Raw genomic sequence first — 17828 nt, forward strand, 5'->3', positions numbered from 1 at the left:
TCTGCCGTCGGCGGCGGTCACACGAAGGCCGACACCCCGGTCAGCGCCCGCCCCACGATGAGCGTGTTGACCTCATGGGCGCCCTCGTACGTGAAGATCGCCTCGACGTCGCTGAAGATCTTGCCCATCTCCCGGTCCGCGAGGATGCCGTTGCCGCCCATGAGCTGGCGTCCCAGTGCGGCGGACTCGCGGGCCATCTCGGAGGTCTTCAGCTTGGCCAGGGCGGCCTGGCTCATGGACATCCGGCCCTGCTCCCGCAGGACGCTGGTCCGGTGGGCCAGCCCGATCGACGCGGCCGTGTTGGCCGCGATCCGCACCAGGTGGTCCTGGGTCAGCTGGAAGGCCGCGAGCGGGCGGCCGAACTGCTGCCGCTCGACGGCGTAGCGACGGGCGACCTCGAAGATCGCCATCTGCGCACCGACCGACTGCCACGCCAGCCCCGCCCGGGACTGCTCCAGGATCACATTGGTGTCCTTGAAGCTGCGGGCGCCGGGGAGATGGTGCCCCCGGGGAATGCGGACCTCCTCGAGCGCGATGTCGGCGTTCTGCACGATCTTCACGGCGATCTTGTGCTCGATCTTGGTCGCGGTGAAGCCCGGGGTGTCGGTCTCCACGATGAACCCCTTGACCTGGCCGTCGGCCTCGTCCCGGGCCCAGACGATCGCGATGCGCGCGATCGTCGCGTTGCCGATCCAGCGCTTGGCGCCGTTGAGCACCCACTCCTCGCCCTCGAGCCGCGCGGTGGTCGCGATGCCACCTGCCACGTCCGAGCCGTGGTCCGGCTCGGTCAGGGCGAAGCAGCCCGTGTACTCCATGCGCCGCATCCCGGGAAGCCACTGCTGCTTCTGCTCCTCGGAGCCGAGCTCGTCGATCGTGGCCATCACGAGATCGCTGTGCAGAGCCAGGTAGACGCTCATGGAGATGTCCGCGCGCGCCAGCTCCGCGGAGACGAACCCGCGGAAGACCGCATCCGTGTCGGGCCCGCGCAGATCGCCCAGCCCGAACTCCCCGCACTTGGCGGCCAGCTCGGGCGCGAACTCGTCGCGCGTCCAGTGCTGCGCGGTGTGCGGGCGGATCTCCGCGTCCAGGAACTCCCGCAGCTCCCGCAGCCGCGCCTGCTGCTCCCGGGGCAGCGTGCTGCTGTGCTCCAGCAGGTCCGCCTCCGGCAGATCCGCGATCTCGATGCCGTGCTGTCCCGTCATCTCGGGCCTCCTTCTCGGGTGGGCTCCTCCCCGGTCGAGGAGGACTCCGTGCATGTGCTCCTGGCGCCGGCCTCTGGGGGCGCGCCCCCGGGATCGGCCCGCCGCGGGTCGGCCAGGGCGGTGATCGGGACTCCTGCGCGGGCGCCCCATTCCTCCCACTCCCGTGCGCTGCGGCGGGCGAAGAACCGGCTCAGCTGGGGGCGCACATCCGCGTCCGCATCGATCCGGCTCTCCCGGTCCAGGGCGTCGGCGAAATGGGGCTCGAGGGCCGCCACGGCCACATGCCCCTCGGCGGCGGGATAGATCCCGTAGTAGGGGCTGGCCCCGCCCAGCGGCGAGTCCTCGCGGACCATCCCCCACCGCACCGGCACGGCCAGGTCGCGCGCGGCCTCGCTCAGGGCGACCTCCGCGTGGACCCCGTCCGCAGCGGCTCCCGACGTCTCGGCGGCGTCGGCACGCTGCCGGGCGAGCAGGCAGCCCAGCACGGCGCTGACGGCCTGCTCGGCCCCGTGCATGTCGGCCGCGAGCGTCGACGGCAGCCGATCGGGCTCGAGCAGCCCGGAGCCGGCCTGGAAGTTCAGGTCGTGGCCGGGGCGATCCGAGTCGGCCCCGGGGAAGCCCACGATGTCGACCTGGCACAGCCGCGGATGGCGTCGGCGGACGGCTTCGGCGTCCAGGCCCAGCCGTCGCAGCGCCTGCGAGCGCGACGAGGTCAGCAGCACATCGGCTTCCGCCAGCAGCCCCTCCATGTCCTGCTGCCCCTCGGGGGACTTCAGATCCAGGGTGAGCAGCTGCTGATGGCGGTGGAGGTGGTCGAACAGCCCGGGCAGCAGGCGCTGCACCGGATCCCCCGACGGGGGCACGACGGCGGTCACGGACGCGCCGAGCCGCCTCAGCCGGTCTGCCGCGACGGGCCCGGGCAGATTGAGCGCGATCGAGACGACGACGATGCCCTCCAGCGCCCCGCGCTCCTTGCTCGGCTCGGCGGCATCGTGCTCGGTCGCCGTGCGGGGACCGGGTGCGCCGCTCATGCCAGGGTCCCCGCCCCGGCCCGCTCCCGCAGCCAGTCCGAGGGGGCGAACCGGGCTCCGTAGGCTCCCGCCAGCTCGTCGGCGCGGGCGACGAAGCCCTCCAGCCCGCCCTCGTAGCGGGTCATGAAGGTCGCGGGCCCGCCGGTGGTCGGCGGGAAGCCGATGCCGAGGAGGCCCCCGATGTTGGCCGAGGCGGTGTCCGTGAGAACCCCCTCCTCGAAGCAGGCCGCCGTCTCGAGCGCCATGCGGAAGAGCAGCCGGTCCTGGAGGTCGCGGGCCGGCAGCTGCGTGCCGCGCGCGAAGTGCTCGCGCAGCCCCGGCCACAGCCGCTTGCCGCCCTCCTCGGGGTAGTCGTAGAAGCCGGCGCCGGCGGAGCGGCCGGGGCGGGAGAACTCGTCGACCATGCGATCCACGAGCGCCTCCCCCGGCGCCTGCGGCCGCTGCCGTCCCTCGGCCCTCGCGGCCTCCAGCTCGCTGTCGCGGATGTGGCGCATGAGGTTCATCGAGATCTCGTCGAACATCGCCAGCGGGGTGCCGGGGAAGCCCGCCTGGGCGGCCCGCCGCTCGATCGTCCGTGCGTCCACGCCCTCGTCGAGCATGGCCACGGCCTCCAGCAGCAGCGTTCCGAAGACGCGCGAGGTGTAGAAGCCCCGCCCGTCGTTCACGCTGATCGCGACCTTGCCGATCTGCTGCGAGAGGTCGTAGGCGCGCGCCAGCGTCTCGGCGGAGGTCTGCTCGCCGCTGATGATCTCGACGAGCTTCATCTTCTCGACGGGCGAGAAGAAGTGCAGGCCGATGACGTCCGCCGGCCTCTCGCGATCCCGCTGCAGCGAGGTGATCGGCAGCGTCGACGTGTTCGAGCACAGCAGGGTCTCGGGGCCCACGACCGACTCGACCTCGGCGAGCACCCGGGACTTCAGGGCATGGTCCTCGAACACGGCCTCGATCACGGCATCGGCCCCGGCCAGATCCGAGGCCTCGGCGGTCGGGCGGATCCGCCCCAGGATCTCCTGGGCCCGGTCCTGCGTCATCCGTCCGCGCTGCACCGCCTTCTCGAGCAGGGACTCGCTGTGCTGCCGGCCCTTCTCGGCCTTCTCGGCGGAGGCGTCCTTGAGGTGCACGGTCATGCCCGCGCGAGCGCACTCGTAGGCGATGCCCGCTCCCATCATCCCCGCGCCCAGCACGGCCACCGTGCTCACGGTCCGCGGCTCGGACGACCGCTGCCCCAGGAAGCGTCCGGAGCGAGCCGCCTGCAGGTCGAAGTGGAAGGCCTGGATCATCGCCGTCGAGGTCGGCCCGGTCACCAGACGGGTGAAGTACCGGGACTCGATGCGGCACGCGGTGTCGAAGTCGACCTGGGCTCCCTCGACCGCGGCGCTCAGAGCGGCCAGCGGAGCCTCGGGGTCGGCGCCCTTGAGCTGCTGGCGCAGTCGGGCGGGGAAGGCCGGCAGATCCCTGGCGAACGACGGCTGGGACGGATCTCCGCCCGGGATCCGGAAGCCCTTGGCGTCCCAGGGCTTCAGCGTCGCGGTCTCGTCGCCGGCGTGCTCGCGCAGCCACCGCTTCGCGGCGGGGATCAGGTCCTCGGGGGACTCGACGATCTCGTCGATGACCCCGGCCTCCAGAGCCTGCTCGGGGCGCCGCGGCGTCCCCGGCAGGATCCAGTCCATCAGGGCCGTCCGGATGCCGAGCATGCGGGTCAGCCGGCTGATGCCTCCGGCCCCGGGCAGCAGGCCGAGCGTGACCTCGGGCAGGCCCAGCCGGATGCGGGGGTCGCCGGCGCAGATGCGGTGATGGCAGGCCAGCGCGATCTCGAGGCCCCCTCCCAGGGCGGAGCCGTTCAGCGCGGCCGCGACCGGCAGCCCCAGCGTCTCGAGCCTGCGCAGCGGGGACTTGATCTGCTGGGTCAGCGCGAAGATCTCCTGGGCGTCCCCCGGGCCGGCCTCGCGCAGGGCCTTGAGGTCTCCCCCTGCGAAGAAGTCCTTCTTGCCGCTCGTGAGCACGACACCGGCGATCGAGTCGCGCTCGGCCTCCAGCCGCGCCAGGGCCCCCTCGAGCGCGTCCTGGTAGGGGCCGTTCATGGTGTTCACGCCGGCGTCGGGATCGTCCATCGTCAGGACGACGAGGTCGTCGTCGCGCTCCCACGCGATCATGGTCCGGTCATCGGCGGTCGCTGCGCTGTCGGTCTGTGTCATGATGCTGGTTCCTTCGGGGCTCGTGCGGACCTGGCGGAGTGGTCGGGACCGGACGGGGCTCAGACCCGCTGCACGACGGTGGCGATGCCCATGCCGCCGCCGATGCACAGGGTCGCGATCCCGTGCTCCAGGTCCCGGCGCTCGAGCTCGTCCACGAGGGTTCCCAGGATCATGGCGCCGGTCGCGCCCAGCGGGTGGCCCATGGCGATGGCCCCGCCGTTGACATTGGTCTGCTCCTCCGACCAGCCCATGTCGCGCAGCAGCTTCAGCGGCACGGCGGCGAAGGCCTCGTTGATCTCGACCAGGTCGATGTCGGAGGCGGTGAGCCCGGCCGTCTCGAGGGCCTTGCGGCAAGCGGGCGCGGGGCCGGTGAGCATGATCGTGGGCTCCGAGCCGACGACCGCCGCGGAGACGATCCGTGCCCGGGCCCGCAGGCCATGTCGCCGCCCGGCCTCTCGGCTGCCCACGAGCACGAGCGACGCCCCGTCGACGATGCCCGATGAGCTGCCCGCGTGGTGCAGGTGCTCGATCCGCTCGACCTCGGGGTACCGCTCGGCGGCCACGAAGTCGAAGCCGCCGACCGTGCCGATCTCGGCGAAGGCCGGGGGCAGCTCCGACAGCGACGCGGCGGTGGACTCGGGGCGGATGGTCTCGTCGCGGTCCAGGATGCTCAGCCCGTTGATATCCCGCACGGGGATCACGGAGTCGGCGAATCGGCCCTCGTCCCAGGCGCGGGCGGCCCGCCGGTGGCTCTGGGCCGAGAACTCGTCGAGCTCCTGGCGCGTGAACCCCTCGCGCGTGGCGATGAGATCGGCCGAGATCCCCTGCGGGACGAAGTCGGCCGCGATCGCGGTGGCCGGGTCCATGGCCCATGCGCCGCCGTCGGAGGCCATCGGGACGCGGGACATCGACTCGACCCCTCCGCCGATCAGCAGCGACTCCCAGCCGGAGCGCACCCGGGCGGCGGCCTGGTTGACGGCCTCGAGTCCCGATCCGCAGAAGCGGTTGAGCTGGACCCCGGCCACGCTCTCGGGCATCCCCGCCTTGATCGCGGCGATGCGCGCGATGTCGGCCCCCTGATCGCCGACCGGCGTCACGCAGCCGAGCACGATGTCCTCGATGCCCGCAGGGTCCAGATCGGGGTGGCGCTCGCGCAGGGCGTCCAGCAGGCCCCCGAGCAGGTCGATGGGCTTGACCTCGTGCAGGGCGCCCCGCGGCTTGCCGAGGCCGCGCGGCGTGCGGATCGCGTCGTAGATGAGGGCTTCTGCCGGTGCTGTCATGGGTGCCTTCCTGGCGGTGCGGTCGGTCGCGGTTCGCGGGCGGCGCTCACGAGCCGAACGTGTAGGCCGCGGCGTAGTCGTCGCGAAGCCTCTTCTTGTCGATCTTCCCGACGCTGGTGCGGGCGATCTCGTCCACGAAGCGGATCTCATCCGGCAGCTGCCACGACGCGAACGTCCCGGACAGATGCTCGCGCACCGACTCGTCGGTCACCCCCGGGCCCTCCGAGCGCACCACCAGCGCCAGCGGCCGCTCCTCCCACTTCGGATGCGGCACCCCGATCACCGTGGCCTCCACCACGCCGTCGATCGCCATCAGCTGGTTCTCCATATCGATCGACGAGATCCACTCCCCACCGGACTTGATCACATCCTTGAGCCGATCCGTGATCTTCAGATAGCCGTGCTCCGTCAGATAGCCGACGTCGCCGCTGCGCCAGAAGCCCTCCTCGTCGAACCCTGCGGCATCGGCCTCGGGGTTCTCGGCGTAGGAGGCCGTGATCCATGGCCCCCGCAGGCGCACCTCGCCGGGCGTCCGCCCGTCGGCCGGGACCTCCTCGCCGGTCGGATCCACGATCCTGATGTCGACGCCGACGACGACCAGGCCCTGGTACCTCCGCATCTGCCAGGCCTCCTCCTCGGAGAGCACGGCGGCCACCGAGGGCTTCATCCGATTCATCGACACGACGGGCGAGGTCTCGGTGGCGCCGTAGGCATGCACGACCTCCGCGCCCGTCAGCTCGTGGAAGCAGCGCATCATGGACACGGGCGGCTCGCTGGCTCCGCAGATGAACCGCAGGCCGTCGAGGCGCGGCGGGTCCTCCCGGCGCTTGAGCGCGCGCAGCATGGGCATGAGGATCGCCGGGGCGGCCGGAGCCACGGTCACGCCCTGCTCCACGACGGCATCGGTCAGCATGTCCATGTCGTCGAGGGTGAAGCGCCCGGGCAGGACCAGCTGGGCCCCGACGGCGGTGGCCGCATAGGGCAGGCCCCAGCACTGCGCGTGGAACATCGGCGTCAGCATCATGACCCGGTCGGCGCCGGTGAGCCCCACGTTCGAGCTGATGGCCATCGCATGCAGCCACACCGAGCGGTGGGACATGAAGACGCCCTTGGGCCGACCCGTGGTGCCGGTGGTGTAGCAGGCCCCGGAGGCGGTGGTCTCGGCGATGTTCGGGATCTCGGCCAGCGGCTCCGACCCGGCGATGAGCTGCTCGTAGGAACGGACGTCCGGGATGTCGCCCCATTCCTCCAGCGCTGCCTCCGGGCCGGTCACGATCCACTGCCTCACCTGAGGGATGTGCTGCCTCAGGCCCTGGGCCAGCCGCAGCAGCGTGTGGTCGACGATCAGCGCGGTCACGCGGCTGTGGCCGATCACGTACGCCAGATCGGCCGGCGCCAGGCGCATGTTGAGCTGCACCATGGTGGCCCCCACCAGCGGGACCGAGAAGTACGACTCGAAGTGCTCCAGGCCGTTCCACAGGAGCAGGCCCACCCGCGCATCGGGGCCGATGCCCAGATCTCCGAGGGCGGAGCCCATGCGCCGGACCCGCTCCCAGGTGCGGGCGTAGTCCGTGGACTGCCACTGCCCCGCATCGGCGCGCCAGGAGATCTCCTGGTCACCGAAGCTGCGGGCCGCATCGCGCAGCATCCGGGTGGTGGTCAGCTGCTCGTGATCGCCCATCGTGGACGGCGCCCCGTGGATCAGCTCTCGCCCTGCGCTCATGGCCGCACTCCTGTGATCTGCTTCACGTCCCACTGTGTCGGCAGTCAAGCGCGCGGCCGTCCGCGCATGCAAAGCCTTTGCGCATTGCGACGCCCCACCCGGCCGGGCTCGGCGCCCGAGCGCAGCCCGAGGGCGCCGTCGGCTCAGGACTGCTCGTGGCTCAGGATGTAGTCCTTCGCCTCGGGGGCCATCTCGGCCTTGTCGTGCCCGGCGTCCGGCACCGTGCGCAGCTCCCAGCCGAAGTCGCCGCCCGCGGCGGCCTCCTCGCCGGCCTCGTGGAACGACCTGCCCCGCTCCAGGCGGGTCTGCCCCTGCGCCATGGCCTCGGGGGTGTCGCGCAGGTTCTCGTCCTGCTCCACGTCGTCCTCGCCCAGCAGCACCAGCATGTCCTGGGCGACCCACCGCTCGGTGTCGACGTCCACCGGGGCCTCGCCCGTTCCGTAGGGGAAGGCGATGGTGTCATCGGGCATCATGTACCACCCGGCGTTGGCCGCGACGGCCGCGTCCACGGGGGCATCCGGCGCGTAGGCCAGGTAGCGGTGGACGAACTGCCCGCCGGCGGAGTGCCCGAAGATCGAGAAGCTGTCCTGCTCGCCGCCGACGCGCTCCACGACGTCGTCGACCATCGGCTCGATGAGCTCGAAGGATCGGTCCTCCTCCTCGTTGACGTCGCCGTCGCCCTCCTCCAGGTTGCCGCCCTGGTAGTCCTCGGACCCCTCGTAGGCGTTGTCGTCGAACTCCGGGGCCAGGATGATGACGTTCTCGCCCTGCGCTTCGGCGGCGAAGGCATCGCGGTAGCTGTCGGCGGTGCGGCCGGTGCCGTGCATGACCACGACGATCCGTGCGGTCGCAGGGTCGGCGGCCTCGTTCGAGTAGTGCACGTCGAGCTCCTGGTCGCCGTGCGAGAACTCGTAGTCCCCTGCGCCGGTCAGCTCCTGGCCGCCGGCTGTCTCCCGGGCGTCAGCAGGCTCCTGCCCGGCGGCGCCCTGCCGTCCCTCGGCTCCCTCCGACCCGCCCGAGCAGCCCGCCAGCGTCAGGCTCAGCGCGAGCACGCCGATGCTCAGCCGCGCCGGCCGCGGCCTGCGGGCCGATCGCGGATCGTTCTCGGTCCCGGCCGGGGGCTGGGTCGTGGGAAGCGGGCGGCTCTGCACGGGAGGGTCCTCTCGGAAGGCTGCCGACGGGGAGCCGCAGCGGCGCCCCCTGACGGCCCAGACCCTAGGGACGGCAGATGAGAGCCCGCTTCATCGCCCAGCGGATTCGGAGGATCGCATGGGTTGCGGGCTCAGGACTGCTCGGCGTAGGCGTCGGAGAACTCGTCGCGCAGCTTGCGCTTGTTGATCTTCCCGACGCTGGTGCGGGCGATCTCGTCCACGAAGCGGATCTCATCCGGCAGCTGCCACGACGCGAACGTCCCGGACAGATGCTCGCGCACCGACTCGTCGGTCACCCCCGAGCCCTCCGAGCGCACCACCAGCGCCAGCGGCCGCTCCTCCCACTTCGGATGCGGCACCCCGATCACCGTGGCCTCCACCACGCCGTCGATCGCCATCAGCTGGTTCTCCATATCGATCGACGAGATCCACTCCCCACCGGACTTGATCACATCCTTGAGCCGATCCGTGATCTTCAGATAGCCGTGCTCCGTCAGATAGCCCATGTCGCCGCTGCGCCAGAAGCCCTCCTCGTCGAAGGCGGATGCGTTCGCCTCGGGATTGTCGGCGTAGGCCCGGGTGATCCACGGGCCGCGGTAGCGGAACTCCCCCACCGTCTCGCCGTCCCATGCCAGCTCCTCCCCCGTGGGGTCCACGAGCTTCACCTCGACGCCGGCCGGCACGAGGCCCTGGTACTTGCGCATCTCCCAGGCCTCGTCCTCGGAGACCTTGGCGGCCACCGAGGGCTTCATGCGGTTGATGGTCACCAGGGGCGAGGTCTCGGTGGCGCCGTAGAGATGCATGACCTCGGCGCCCGTGAGCTCGTGGAACTGGCGGACCATCGAGACCGGCGGCTCGCTGCCGCCGCTGATGAAGCGCAGCCGGTCCAGCCGCGGCGGGTCCTCCCGGCGCTTGAGCGCGCGCAGCATGGGCATGAGGATCGCCGGGGCGGCCGGGGAGAACGTCACGCCGCACTCGATGATCGAGTCGATCAGCGCATCCATGTCCCCCAGGTCGAAGCGCCCGGGCAGGATCACGCGCGCGCCGACCATGGTCGCGGCATAGGGCAGGCCCCAGCACTGGACGTGGAACATCGGGGTCAGCATCAGGACGCCGTCGTCCATGGTGATCCCTCCGTTGCAGGCCACCGCCGCGGCATGCAGCCACACGGAGCGGTGCGAGTAGTAGACGCCCTTGGGCCGGCCCGTCGTGCCCGTGGTGTAGCAGGCGCCCGATGCGCTGCGCTCCGACATGTTCGGGATCCGCGCCAGCGGCTCGGAGCGCTCCACGAGCTGCTCGTAGCTGCTCGGCTCCGCGACCTCCCGCCATTCCGGCTCGACGTCGTCGTGGGAGGCGACGATCCAGCGGATCTCCTCCGAGACGTGCTGGCGCAGCGAACGAGCCAGGTCGAGCAGCGAGTGGTCGATGACGATCACGGACACGCCGCTGTGCTCGATCACGTAGGCCAAGTCCTTCGGCGCCAGGCGCAGGTTGAGCTGGACCATGGTGGCGCCGGTCAGCGGCACGGAGAAGTACGACTCGAAGTGGTGCAGGCCGTTCCACAGCAGCAGCCCGACCTTGGAGCCGGGGCCGATGCCCAGCTCGCTCAGCGCCGAGCCCATGCGCAGCACCCGCTGCCAGGTGCGCGCGTAGTCCGTGGTCTGCCAGACCCCGTCGTCGGTCCGGTACCGGATCTCCTGGTCGCCGTAGGTCCGGGCGGCATCGCGCAGCAGCCGGGTGGTGGTCAGCTGCTCGTCGTCGCCCATGGTGGACGGCGTGCCCATGATGAGGTCGTCTGCGGGGGCCATGCGATCGCGCTCCTCGGTGATGTGCGTCATGTCCTGCATCTGCTGACTGTAGATCACCTCCGGCCTCCGATGATCGCCTCCGCGCTCGGCGCGTGGGATAGTGGCGTGCATCACTGCATCGTGCGCATCCCGCGCGACGGCCGATCCGCAGGAGGAGCCCCATGGCCCAGGACATCCGCGCCTCGTTCGAGGACCGCGTGCTCACCGTCGTGCTCGACCGGGCGGACAAGCGCAATGCGCTCACCCACGACATGTACACCGGTCTGGCCGAGGCCCTCGAGCGCGCGGCCTCCGACCCCGAGGTCCGCGTGGTCGTCCTGCACGCCGAGGGCGCGCTGTTCACGGCCGGGAACGACCTGTCCGACTTCGCGCAGCTGGCCGGCGACGACCGCCCGAGCGGCGACTGGCCGGTGACCCGGTTCCTGCGGGCCCTGATCCGCTGCCCCGTGCCCCTCATCGCCGCGGTGCAGGGCCGTGCCGTGGGTGTCGGCACCACGATGCTGCTGCACTGCGACCTCGTCGTCATGGCCGACGACGCCTCCCTGACCGCGCCGTTCGTGGACCTCGCCCTGGTGCCCGAGGCCTGCTCGACCCTGCTGCTCCCCCAGCGCCTCGGCCACGCCCGGGCCTTCGCGATGGTCGCCCTGGGTCAGCCGCTGAGCGCCCAGGAGGCCCTGTCCGCAGGCATGGCCACCTCCGCGGTCCCCTCGGATCGGGTCGGTGAGGAGGCCTCCCGACTGGCCGGCGAGCTCGTCGCCCGCTCCGCCCGGTCACTGGCCGAGACCAAGCGGCTCATGCGCGATGTCCCCGCCCTCCTGGAGCGCATGGAGACGGAGATCGAGGTCTTCGCGCAGCGTCTGCGCAGCCCCGAGGCGCAGGAGGCCCTCGAGGCCTTCGCGCAGAAGCGGACGCCGGACTTCGCGCAGTTCGAGTGAGGGGCGCTCACCTCGCCCTCGCTGCGGGTCGCGCTCGTCGACTGCCACTGCCGCGGCACGTGCCGCGTCGAGCACTTCGCGCTCCGCCGGCGTTCGATGCCCGCCCGTCCGTGCGAGCATCTCGACATCGGCACCCAATTCGTTTCGCATGCAACCAATCGGCAACCAATTCCGATTCATAAGTGCATTTATCTATCGTGGAGGAGTTTCCTGCCCGCGCCGCCCCGGACCTCGACTGCCCCGAGGCTCCAGCCCAGATCCCCCCTGCTGAGCTCTGCGGCACCCCCACCCAGAACGGTCATGACGCAAACCCCCCAGCTCTCCTCCGCTCAGCCGCTCCATGCCTTCGACGCGGTGCTGGTCGAGTACCGGACGATCAGACTCAGACCGCGCCTCGTCTTCGACCACCTCACCCGCACCGCTTTCGAGGCCTGCGCCGCCCTGGCCGATGAGATCTTCACCGCACAGCCGCGCAGCATGGCCGCGTCCTCCAGGGCACAGGTCCGGTGCGGCATCCGAACGGATGAGGCGGGAGCGTATCGCCTGAGCTTCGAGATCCCCGTGGAAGAGAGCTCTCCTGGGCCCCGCGGCGTCCTCGGCCGGCTGCTCTCGCCCACGCAGGACAGGGGCGCGCACGACACCGCCGACGATCTCCTGCAGTTCGAGCTGCTCACCGCGACGCGCATCATCGAGGACATGCTCCTGGCGGTCGACACGGTCTGCACCGTGCCGCCCGGTCATCTCAGCGTGTGGGCGGATCTCACGGGACCGGAAGGCATGATCGGGTTCCTCGACGGCATCAAGGTCGTCCGGCGCATCCACCGGTGCTCCTGGGACCTGCTGGTCGTTCCGGAGATCCAGGCCCTGCTGCGCGAGACGCTCGCTCCGTTCCGAGACCCGGAGCTCTACACCATGGGCATCAAGGAGCTGACGCCGCTCGGGTGCCCGGGATCCAACTGGGTGATGACCGCGAATCGTCGTCTGTGCGGCTTCGCGGCCGGGGGCCGCCTCGAGCTGCCCGAGCTGGAGGAGCCGCGAAGCTTCGACGACCTGCTGACGCGCGCCTGGGGCTGAGCAGGCTCGGGGTGAGCACGACGTGCGGATCGGCGGGCGTCGACACCTGGGCCTGCGGCGTCAGCGCCCGAACTCGGCTCTGGCCTCGCCGGTGGCTTCGACGGGGATCCCCGCGGGCACGATCCAGGCGACCACCGGCGGTCGGGCCACCGCGGTGAGATGCACCCGCGCCGTACGGCCGTCCGTGGAGCCTGTCCCCGTGCCGATCGCCAGACCGTCGAGATCGTGCTCTGCCTCCACGCTCAGCAGGTAGGACTCGGCGGCCCCGGAGACCGACGCGTCGTCGAGCACCGCGGTGGGCGCGGTCCCCGTGCCCTCCGTGCCGTGGAGCTGCGTGAACGTGTCGGCAGCGCCGAGTGCCGCGTGATCGGCATGGACCTGAAGCTTCCGCTCCGCCAGGTGGACGGAGGTCACGGCCATGACCACGATCATGGCCAGCAGCAGGATGAGCATCATCCCGATCACCAGGATCGAGATCTGCCCGTCGTCCTCGTCAGCCCTCGGCCGGCTCATGAGTACCGTCCGATCACGATCGTCGAGGAGTGCTCCATCTCGGCGATGCCGACCGTCCCCACGAACGGGATGCGCGGCAGCTCGACGGTCGCCGCCGCCGTCACGGTCGCTGTCGCACCGGGCTTCTGGCATGCCCCGTCCGAGCAGGTCACCGAGACGGTCACCTCACCGTCGTCGAACCCCTGATCGGCGGCCGGCAGCGCGGCCGCAGCCTGGACCTGGGCCGTGGTGACCTCCCCGGCCGGCTGTGTGGCCAGCACCTGAGCCCCTTGCTGAGCTGCGGACACGGCTGCGAACGCGGCCGCCTGGGCCTGCGCCAGCACCCCGACGAAGATCAGGATCGGTACCAGCAGGATCGCTCCGAGCAGGATGAACTCGACGATCGCAGACCCGTCGTCGGCCTCCTCGCGGCATGGGCGGTCGGAGCCGTCACGACCAGTCGACGGCATGGCCGCTCACCTCGATGGCTCCGGGCGGGCCGAAGGGCCCGATGACGGGCAGCGGTGCCACGACACGGACCTCGAGCGTCGGGGACCCCTGCACCTCGGCGGGCACTGCAGTGACGTCGCCGGCGAAGCGCTCGCCGATCGATCCGCCGATCAGCTCACGAGCCCGGGCCTCGGCATCCGCCGGCCCCCGATCGGCCAGCGTCCCGTAGCGCGCGCCGTGCGATGCGGAGTCGATCAGCACATTGCGCACGTGCAGGGCGAAGACCAGCTGGAGGGTGATCGCGAAGAGGACGGCGCTCAGGCCCGCGACCATCGCCCATTCGGCGACCACCGAGCCCGCGTCCGTGCCGTCGGCGGGCCGCGGCGAGGCCGCTGGGTCAGCCACCGGTCACCCGTGAGATCGCATCGTTGAAGAGCCCCTCCAATGCCGGCTGGGCGATGAGGAGCAGACCGGCCACGAGGACGGCGGACATGAGGGTGAGCATCACCCAGCCGGGGACGTCGCCGCGGTCGGGACCGTCCGACGGAGACGGCGACGGCGACGGCGGGAAGATGACGAGGCGCGCGGCGGGATCCGACGGAGCGCGGCTGATACGGACGGAGTCGAGGGAGCTTCTGCGGGTCATCGGGCTGCCTTTCGGGAGAGTCGGAGCGGTGCTGGGATGGGGAGAGCAGGTCGTGCTGCCGCGGGCGGCGACCGAGTGCGGGGACGCATCAGAGGCCCAGCTGGAGGACGGCGATGCCCGGGAACACGGCGAAGAGCACGGACAGCGGAAGCACCATGAAGACGAGGGGCACCATCATGGCGATCTCCTTGCGCCCGGCCATCTCCATGAGCTCGCGCTTGTCCTGGTCGCGGACGTCCTGGGCCTGTGAGCGCAGGACCTCGGCGAGCGGCGTGCCGCGCTCCATGGCCACGGCGATGCCCGCGACGAAGCGGGAGATGTGCGTGACCTCGACCCGGTCGGCGAACTCCTGCAGCGACTCGGTCAGCGGGATACCGGAGCGGGTGCGATCGAGCACGGAGCGGAACTGCTCTGCCAGCACTCCATCGGCGATCCGGCTCACGCGCTCGAGGGCGCCCAGGGTGGACTCGCCTGCGCCGACGGACAGGGCCAGAAGCTCGGCGATCGCGGGGAACTCGGCGAGCATGCGGGTCTCGCGGCCGGAGATCCGGTTCCCGAGCCACCAGCTGCGGGCCCAGGCCCCGCTGAGCGCACCGCCGATGAGCAGCAGCAGGACCGCAGGCCCCGGCGCACCGAGTCGCAGGACAGCCGCCGCGCCCCAGACGCCGCCGATGACCGCACCGGCCAAGGCGCAGAGGACCTGCTCCGTCCGGTAGTCGGCGAGGCTGCGGCCCGCCCCCTCGCGCTCCAGCCTGCGCAGGAGCTGACGCTGGGCATCCCCGCCGAGGCGCCGCCCCAGCCCCAGTCCCACCGGAGAGGCCAGTGCCATGCCGATGGCCAGCAGTCCGCGCTGGTCGCGGGTGCGCACGTGTTCGGCATGGCGAACCGCTGGATCCGTGGCGCGCATCTGCATCACCACTCGACGCGTGAAGCGACGACGGGAGCTGGACGGCGCGGGCACGAGCATCAGCCACAGCCCGAGCCCCAGCACGGTGCCGATGATCAGCGGGATGGCGAAAGGCAGGCTCATCGGAGCACCCGCTCCGGTTCGGGCAGAGCACCGAGGCGCAGCATGAGGCGATAGGCGATCGCGGAGATCGCCAGACCGCCGAGCAGCACGACCGCGCCAGCCGGGCTGTCATAGGCGCTCACGGCCGCCGGCTGGCTGGCCATGAGCAGCAGGATGAGCCAGGGCGCGGCCACGGACAGCCGCGCCGCATTGACCGTCCACGACTGCCGGGCCTCCAGCTCGCTGCGGGTCCGCGAGTTCTCGCGCAGGAACTCGGAGAGCGTGCCGAGCAGCCGACCCAGGTCCGTGCCGCCCACCTCCCGGGTGACGCGCAGGGATTCGATGATGTTGTCGGCCACCGGATCGGCGAGCTCCTCCTTGAGGGCGTCCAGCGCCGGGAGGAACTGCCCAGTGGCCCGGTAGTCGCCGGCGAAGCGCTCGAAGGCCGGCTGCACGATCTCCGGGCCCCGGTGCTGCAGCTGGGCCAGGGCCTCGGGCAGCGAGAGCCCCGCGCGGATCGCCGAGCGCAGCATGTCCACCACGTCCGGCCACACGGTGCGCAGCTGGTGCGAGCGACGGCGCATGCGCCGCCCCAGCAGGGACCACGGGACGAACAGCGACACGATGCCCGCGCACAGGCCGAACACCGCACCCCCGGACACGGCCCACACGATCACCGCGGCCAGGGCCGCCACGACGACGGACAGCAGCACGAACGAGCCGGGGCGCACCGCATGCATCCCGGCACGATCCAGGCGCCGGCGCAGAAGTCCCTCACGACGCCGTCGTTGCGCACGCGGCGTGACCTGGGTCCAGAACGACCACCAGATCAGGCACAGTCCGGCCCCGAGCAGCAGCCCGAGCAGGACACCGGTGATCATCGTCCCGACCCGTCGTCACGGCTGCGGCCCAGGCACTCGCGCACCTGCTCGGTGGAGATGCCCGCAAGAGCGAACTTCCCCGGGGCCGGAACCTCGGCACCGGCTGCGACCAAATCGCCGCCGACCCGATGGAACAGAGTCGACGTCTCGATGATCCCGTTCTCGACCCGGGTGCCGACGGCCAGGATCTCCTCCACCTCTCGGTGCCCGTCGGGGCGACGACGGCAGTGGACCACCAGATCGAAGCACGCGGCCACGGTGGGCACCACGAACGCCGAGGAGATGTTCTCGCCCGCGAGCAGCGGCAGCGTGCAGATCTTGGTGACGGCGTCCCTCGCGGAATTCGCATGCAGGCTGGCCATCCCCGGGAGGCCGGCGTTCAGCGCGATGAGCATGTCCAGGGACTCGGCCTCGCGGACCTCCCCCACGATCAGCCGATCAGGTCGCATCCGAAGTGCCTCCTTCACGAGCCGCCGCATGGGGATCTCGCCGGTGCCCTCGAGGTTCGCCTGCCGGCACTGCATCCCGACCACGTCGCGCAGCGGGATCTGCAGCTCGAAGATCTCCTCGACCGTGACCACGCGCTGCCGCGGGTCGATCTGCGCGCACAGGCAGTTGAGCATGGTGGTCTTGCCCGCCTGCGTGGCTCCGGAGACCAGGATGTTCAGCCCCGCCCGCGTGGCCTCCGAGAGGAACGTCCCCGCCTCCTGGCTCATGGAGCCCAGTCGGACCATGTCCGCGATCCGTCGTGCCGCCACCACGAACTTGCGGATGTTCACCGACCAGTGCTCACGGGTGACATCCGGAATGACCACGTGCAGGCGCGAGCCGTCGGGAAGGGAGGCGTCCACGAACGGCGAGCTGAGATCCAGGCGTCGGCCGGAGCGTCGCAGCATCCGCTCCACCAGTTGCCGGACCTCCTCCGGCTCCACGTGCAGCCCCGTCAGCTCGGACTCTCCGCTGCGGGCCACGAACACCTCATCGGGGCCGTTGATCCACACTTCCTCGATCGAGTCGTCGTCGAGCAGCGGCTGCAGCACCCCGAAGCCGGCGACAGCGTCCAGGATCCGATGGCGGACCTCCTCCAGGTCCTCGAACGACGCGGAGCCCGTGCGCGCCGAGATCTGATCGTGCTCATTCAGGACGGCGTCGACGATCGAGGCCACCTCGGTGGGCGCATCGAACGGATCCAGACCCCGACGACGCACCTGCTCGCGGACCTCGGCGATCACCCGTGAGCTGAGCTGCGACTCCTCGACCTGTCCGGCTCGACGACGCCCACGCACCGCAGACAAGCCCCGTGGGCGCGTCTGCCCCTGCAGCACTGCAGCCATCACGGACCCCCATCCGCTCGACAACCCCGATTGCCGAGGAATCTAGAGCTCAGGGGGCAGGCGGTACATGGACCTTGGTCCAGGGTGTGGATAACACTTCTCCGACCTGGGGGAACACACCCGTGCAAGCCGGGAAGTGACCGCAAAGTAGCGACGCAGAATGATCATTCGTGCAGTTATGACCCGCTTAACGCATCCGCTGATCCTCGCAGGGGGCCCTCCCTTCGACGTCGCTGCCGACCCTTTTGCTTCCTCGCAGGCTGCGACCTTCCCCGCGACCGGTCGAAGATTCACTGCAAGGGCGTTGGAGCGGTGGAGAGACGCTCGGTCATAGTGACGGACGGGAAGAATCGGCCTCTCGCGATGGGACAGGGCGGGACGTCGATCGTGTGTCGTCATCTCGGGGAACACTGAGTGGCACGTCAGGTGAGGAGGGACTGCCGCATGGATAGGTCAGGTCATCTTGACCTGACCTGATCGTGCGGCAGTCCCTATCGACGGCTCTTCGAGCGCTGACGTTGCGTGCCATCCTCCCGTCCCGCGGCACCGCTAGCTGTAAGAGGGCATGACGTTATTGGCAGGGGCCGGGACGCGTGAGGCCGGGGGATGATCGCCAC

The 17828-nt window shown here is 70.9% G+C and carries 16 protein-coding genes; 2 read left to right on the forward strand and 14 right to left on the reverse strand.

The annotated features are described in order from the left end of the window. Window positions 1-17: 17 nt before the first annotated feature. From FSY66_RS05805 to FSY66_RS05835, 7 genes are all read right to left on the reverse strand, one after another. The gene (locus FSY66_RS05805) at window positions 18-1202 is read right to left on the reverse strand and encodes an acyl-CoA dehydrogenase family protein (RefSeq protein ID WP_144792113.1); all 1185 of its coding nucleotides are present in this window, start codon (window positions 1200-1202) and stop codon (window positions 18-20) included. Then, window positions 1199-2233, reverse strand: a complete 1035-nt coding sequence (locus FSY66_RS05810; RefSeq protein ID WP_144792115.1) for a CoA transferase — start codon at window positions 2231-2233, stop codon at window positions 1199-1201. Before FSY66_RS05810 ends, FSY66_RS05805 begins: the two co-directional genes overlap by 4 nt. Next, on the reverse strand, window positions 2230-4428 hold the full coding sequence (locus tag FSY66_RS05815) for a 3-hydroxyacyl-CoA dehydrogenase NAD-binding domain-containing protein (RefSeq protein WP_144792117.1): 2199 nt from the start codon (window positions 4426-4428) through the stop codon (window positions 2230-2232). Before FSY66_RS05815 ends, FSY66_RS05810 begins: the two co-directional genes overlap by 4 nt. 59 nt (window positions 4429-4487) lie before the next feature. After that, window positions 4488-5708: an acetyl-CoA C-acetyltransferase gene (locus FSY66_RS05820; protein WP_144792119.1), complete on the reverse strand. Its 1221-nt coding sequence runs from the start codon at window positions 5706-5708 to the stop codon at window positions 4488-4490. A 46-nt stretch (window positions 5709-5754) separates the two neighbouring features. Then, window positions 5755-7431 carry a long-chain-fatty-acid--CoA ligase gene (locus tag FSY66_RS05825; protein WP_144792121.1) on the reverse strand — a complete coding sequence of 559 codons (1677 nt, stop codon included), beginning with the start codon at window positions 7429-7431 and terminating at the stop codon, window positions 5755-5757. 143 nt (window positions 7432-7574) lie between these two features. Further along, window positions 7575-8582, reverse strand: coding sequence for an alpha/beta hydrolase family protein (locus FSY66_RS05830; RefSeq protein ID WP_144792123.1), 1008 nt, complete (start codon window positions 8580-8582; stop codon window positions 7575-7577). Between the two features lie 131 nt (window positions 8583-8713). Continuing rightward, window positions 8714-10429: a long-chain-fatty-acid--CoA ligase gene (locus FSY66_RS05835; protein ID WP_260853498.1), complete on the reverse strand. Its 1716-nt coding sequence runs from the start codon at window positions 10427-10429 to the stop codon at window positions 8714-8716. A gap of 122 nt (window positions 10430-10551) precedes the next feature. On the opposite strand from FSY66_RS05835, the gene FSY66_RS05840 reads away from it, so the two are divergent. Continuing rightward, on the forward strand, window positions 10552-11325 hold the full coding sequence (locus tag FSY66_RS05840; protein WP_144792125.1) for an enoyl-CoA hydratase: 774 nt from the start codon (window positions 10552-10554) through the stop codon (window positions 11323-11325). Window positions 11326-11625: 300 nt separating this feature from the next. Further along, window positions 11626-12399 carry a hypothetical protein gene (locus FSY66_RS05845; RefSeq protein WP_144792127.1) on the forward strand — a complete coding sequence of 258 codons (774 nt, stop codon included), beginning with the start codon at window positions 11626-11628 and terminating at the stop codon, window positions 12397-12399. Window positions 12400-12459: 60 nt separating this feature from the next. Here the strand turns inward: FSY66_RS05845 and FSY66_RS05850 are convergent, their stop codons facing one another. The 7 genes from FSY66_RS05850 to FSY66_RS05880 form a co-directional block, all read right to left on the reverse strand. Next, on the reverse strand, window positions 12460-12912 hold the full coding sequence (locus FSY66_RS05850; protein ID WP_144792129.1) for a pilus assembly protein TadG-related protein: 453 nt from the start codon (window positions 12910-12912) through the stop codon (window positions 12460-12462). After that, the gene (locus FSY66_RS05855) at window positions 12909-13361 is read right to left on the reverse strand and encodes a hypothetical protein (protein ID WP_144792131.1); all 453 of its coding nucleotides are present in this window, start codon (window positions 13359-13361) and stop codon (window positions 12909-12911) included. The genes FSY66_RS05850 and FSY66_RS05855 overlap by 4 nt, the downstream gene beginning before the upstream one ends. Then, on the reverse strand, window positions 13342-13746 hold the full coding sequence (locus FSY66_RS05860; RefSeq protein WP_313955537.1) for a pilus assembly protein: 405 nt from the start codon (window positions 13744-13746) through the stop codon (window positions 13342-13344). The genes FSY66_RS05855 and FSY66_RS05860 overlap by 20 nt, the downstream gene beginning before the upstream one ends. Continuing rightward, window positions 13739-13987 carry a hypothetical protein gene (locus tag FSY66_RS05865; protein WP_144792133.1) on the reverse strand — a complete coding sequence of 83 codons (249 nt, stop codon included), beginning with the start codon at window positions 13985-13987 and terminating at the stop codon, window positions 13739-13741. Before FSY66_RS05865 ends, FSY66_RS05860 begins: the two co-directional genes overlap by 8 nt. A gap of 88 nt (window positions 13988-14075) precedes the next feature. Then, complete coding sequence (locus FSY66_RS05870) at window positions 14076-15017, reverse strand: type II secretion system F family protein (RefSeq protein WP_144792135.1); 942 nt, start codon at window positions 15015-15017, stop codon at window positions 14076-14078. After that, window positions 15014-15877, reverse strand: coding sequence for a type II secretion system F family protein (locus FSY66_RS05875; RefSeq protein WP_006215282.1), 864 nt, complete (start codon window positions 15875-15877; stop codon window positions 15014-15016). Before FSY66_RS05875 ends, FSY66_RS05870 begins: the two co-directional genes overlap by 4 nt. Continuing rightward, window positions 15874-17211: a CpaF family protein gene (locus tag FSY66_RS05880; protein ID WP_260853499.1), complete on the reverse strand. Its 1338-nt coding sequence runs from the start codon at window positions 17209-17211 to the stop codon at window positions 15874-15876. Before FSY66_RS05880 ends, FSY66_RS05875 begins: the two co-directional genes overlap by 4 nt. Between the last annotated feature and the right edge of the window lie 617 nt (window positions 17212-17828).

It is taken from the genome of Kocuria palustris, assembly GCF_007666205.1.
GTDB classification, from domain to species: Bacteria; Actinomycetota; Actinomycetes; order Actinomycetales; family Micrococcaceae; genus Kocuria; species Kocuria palustris_A.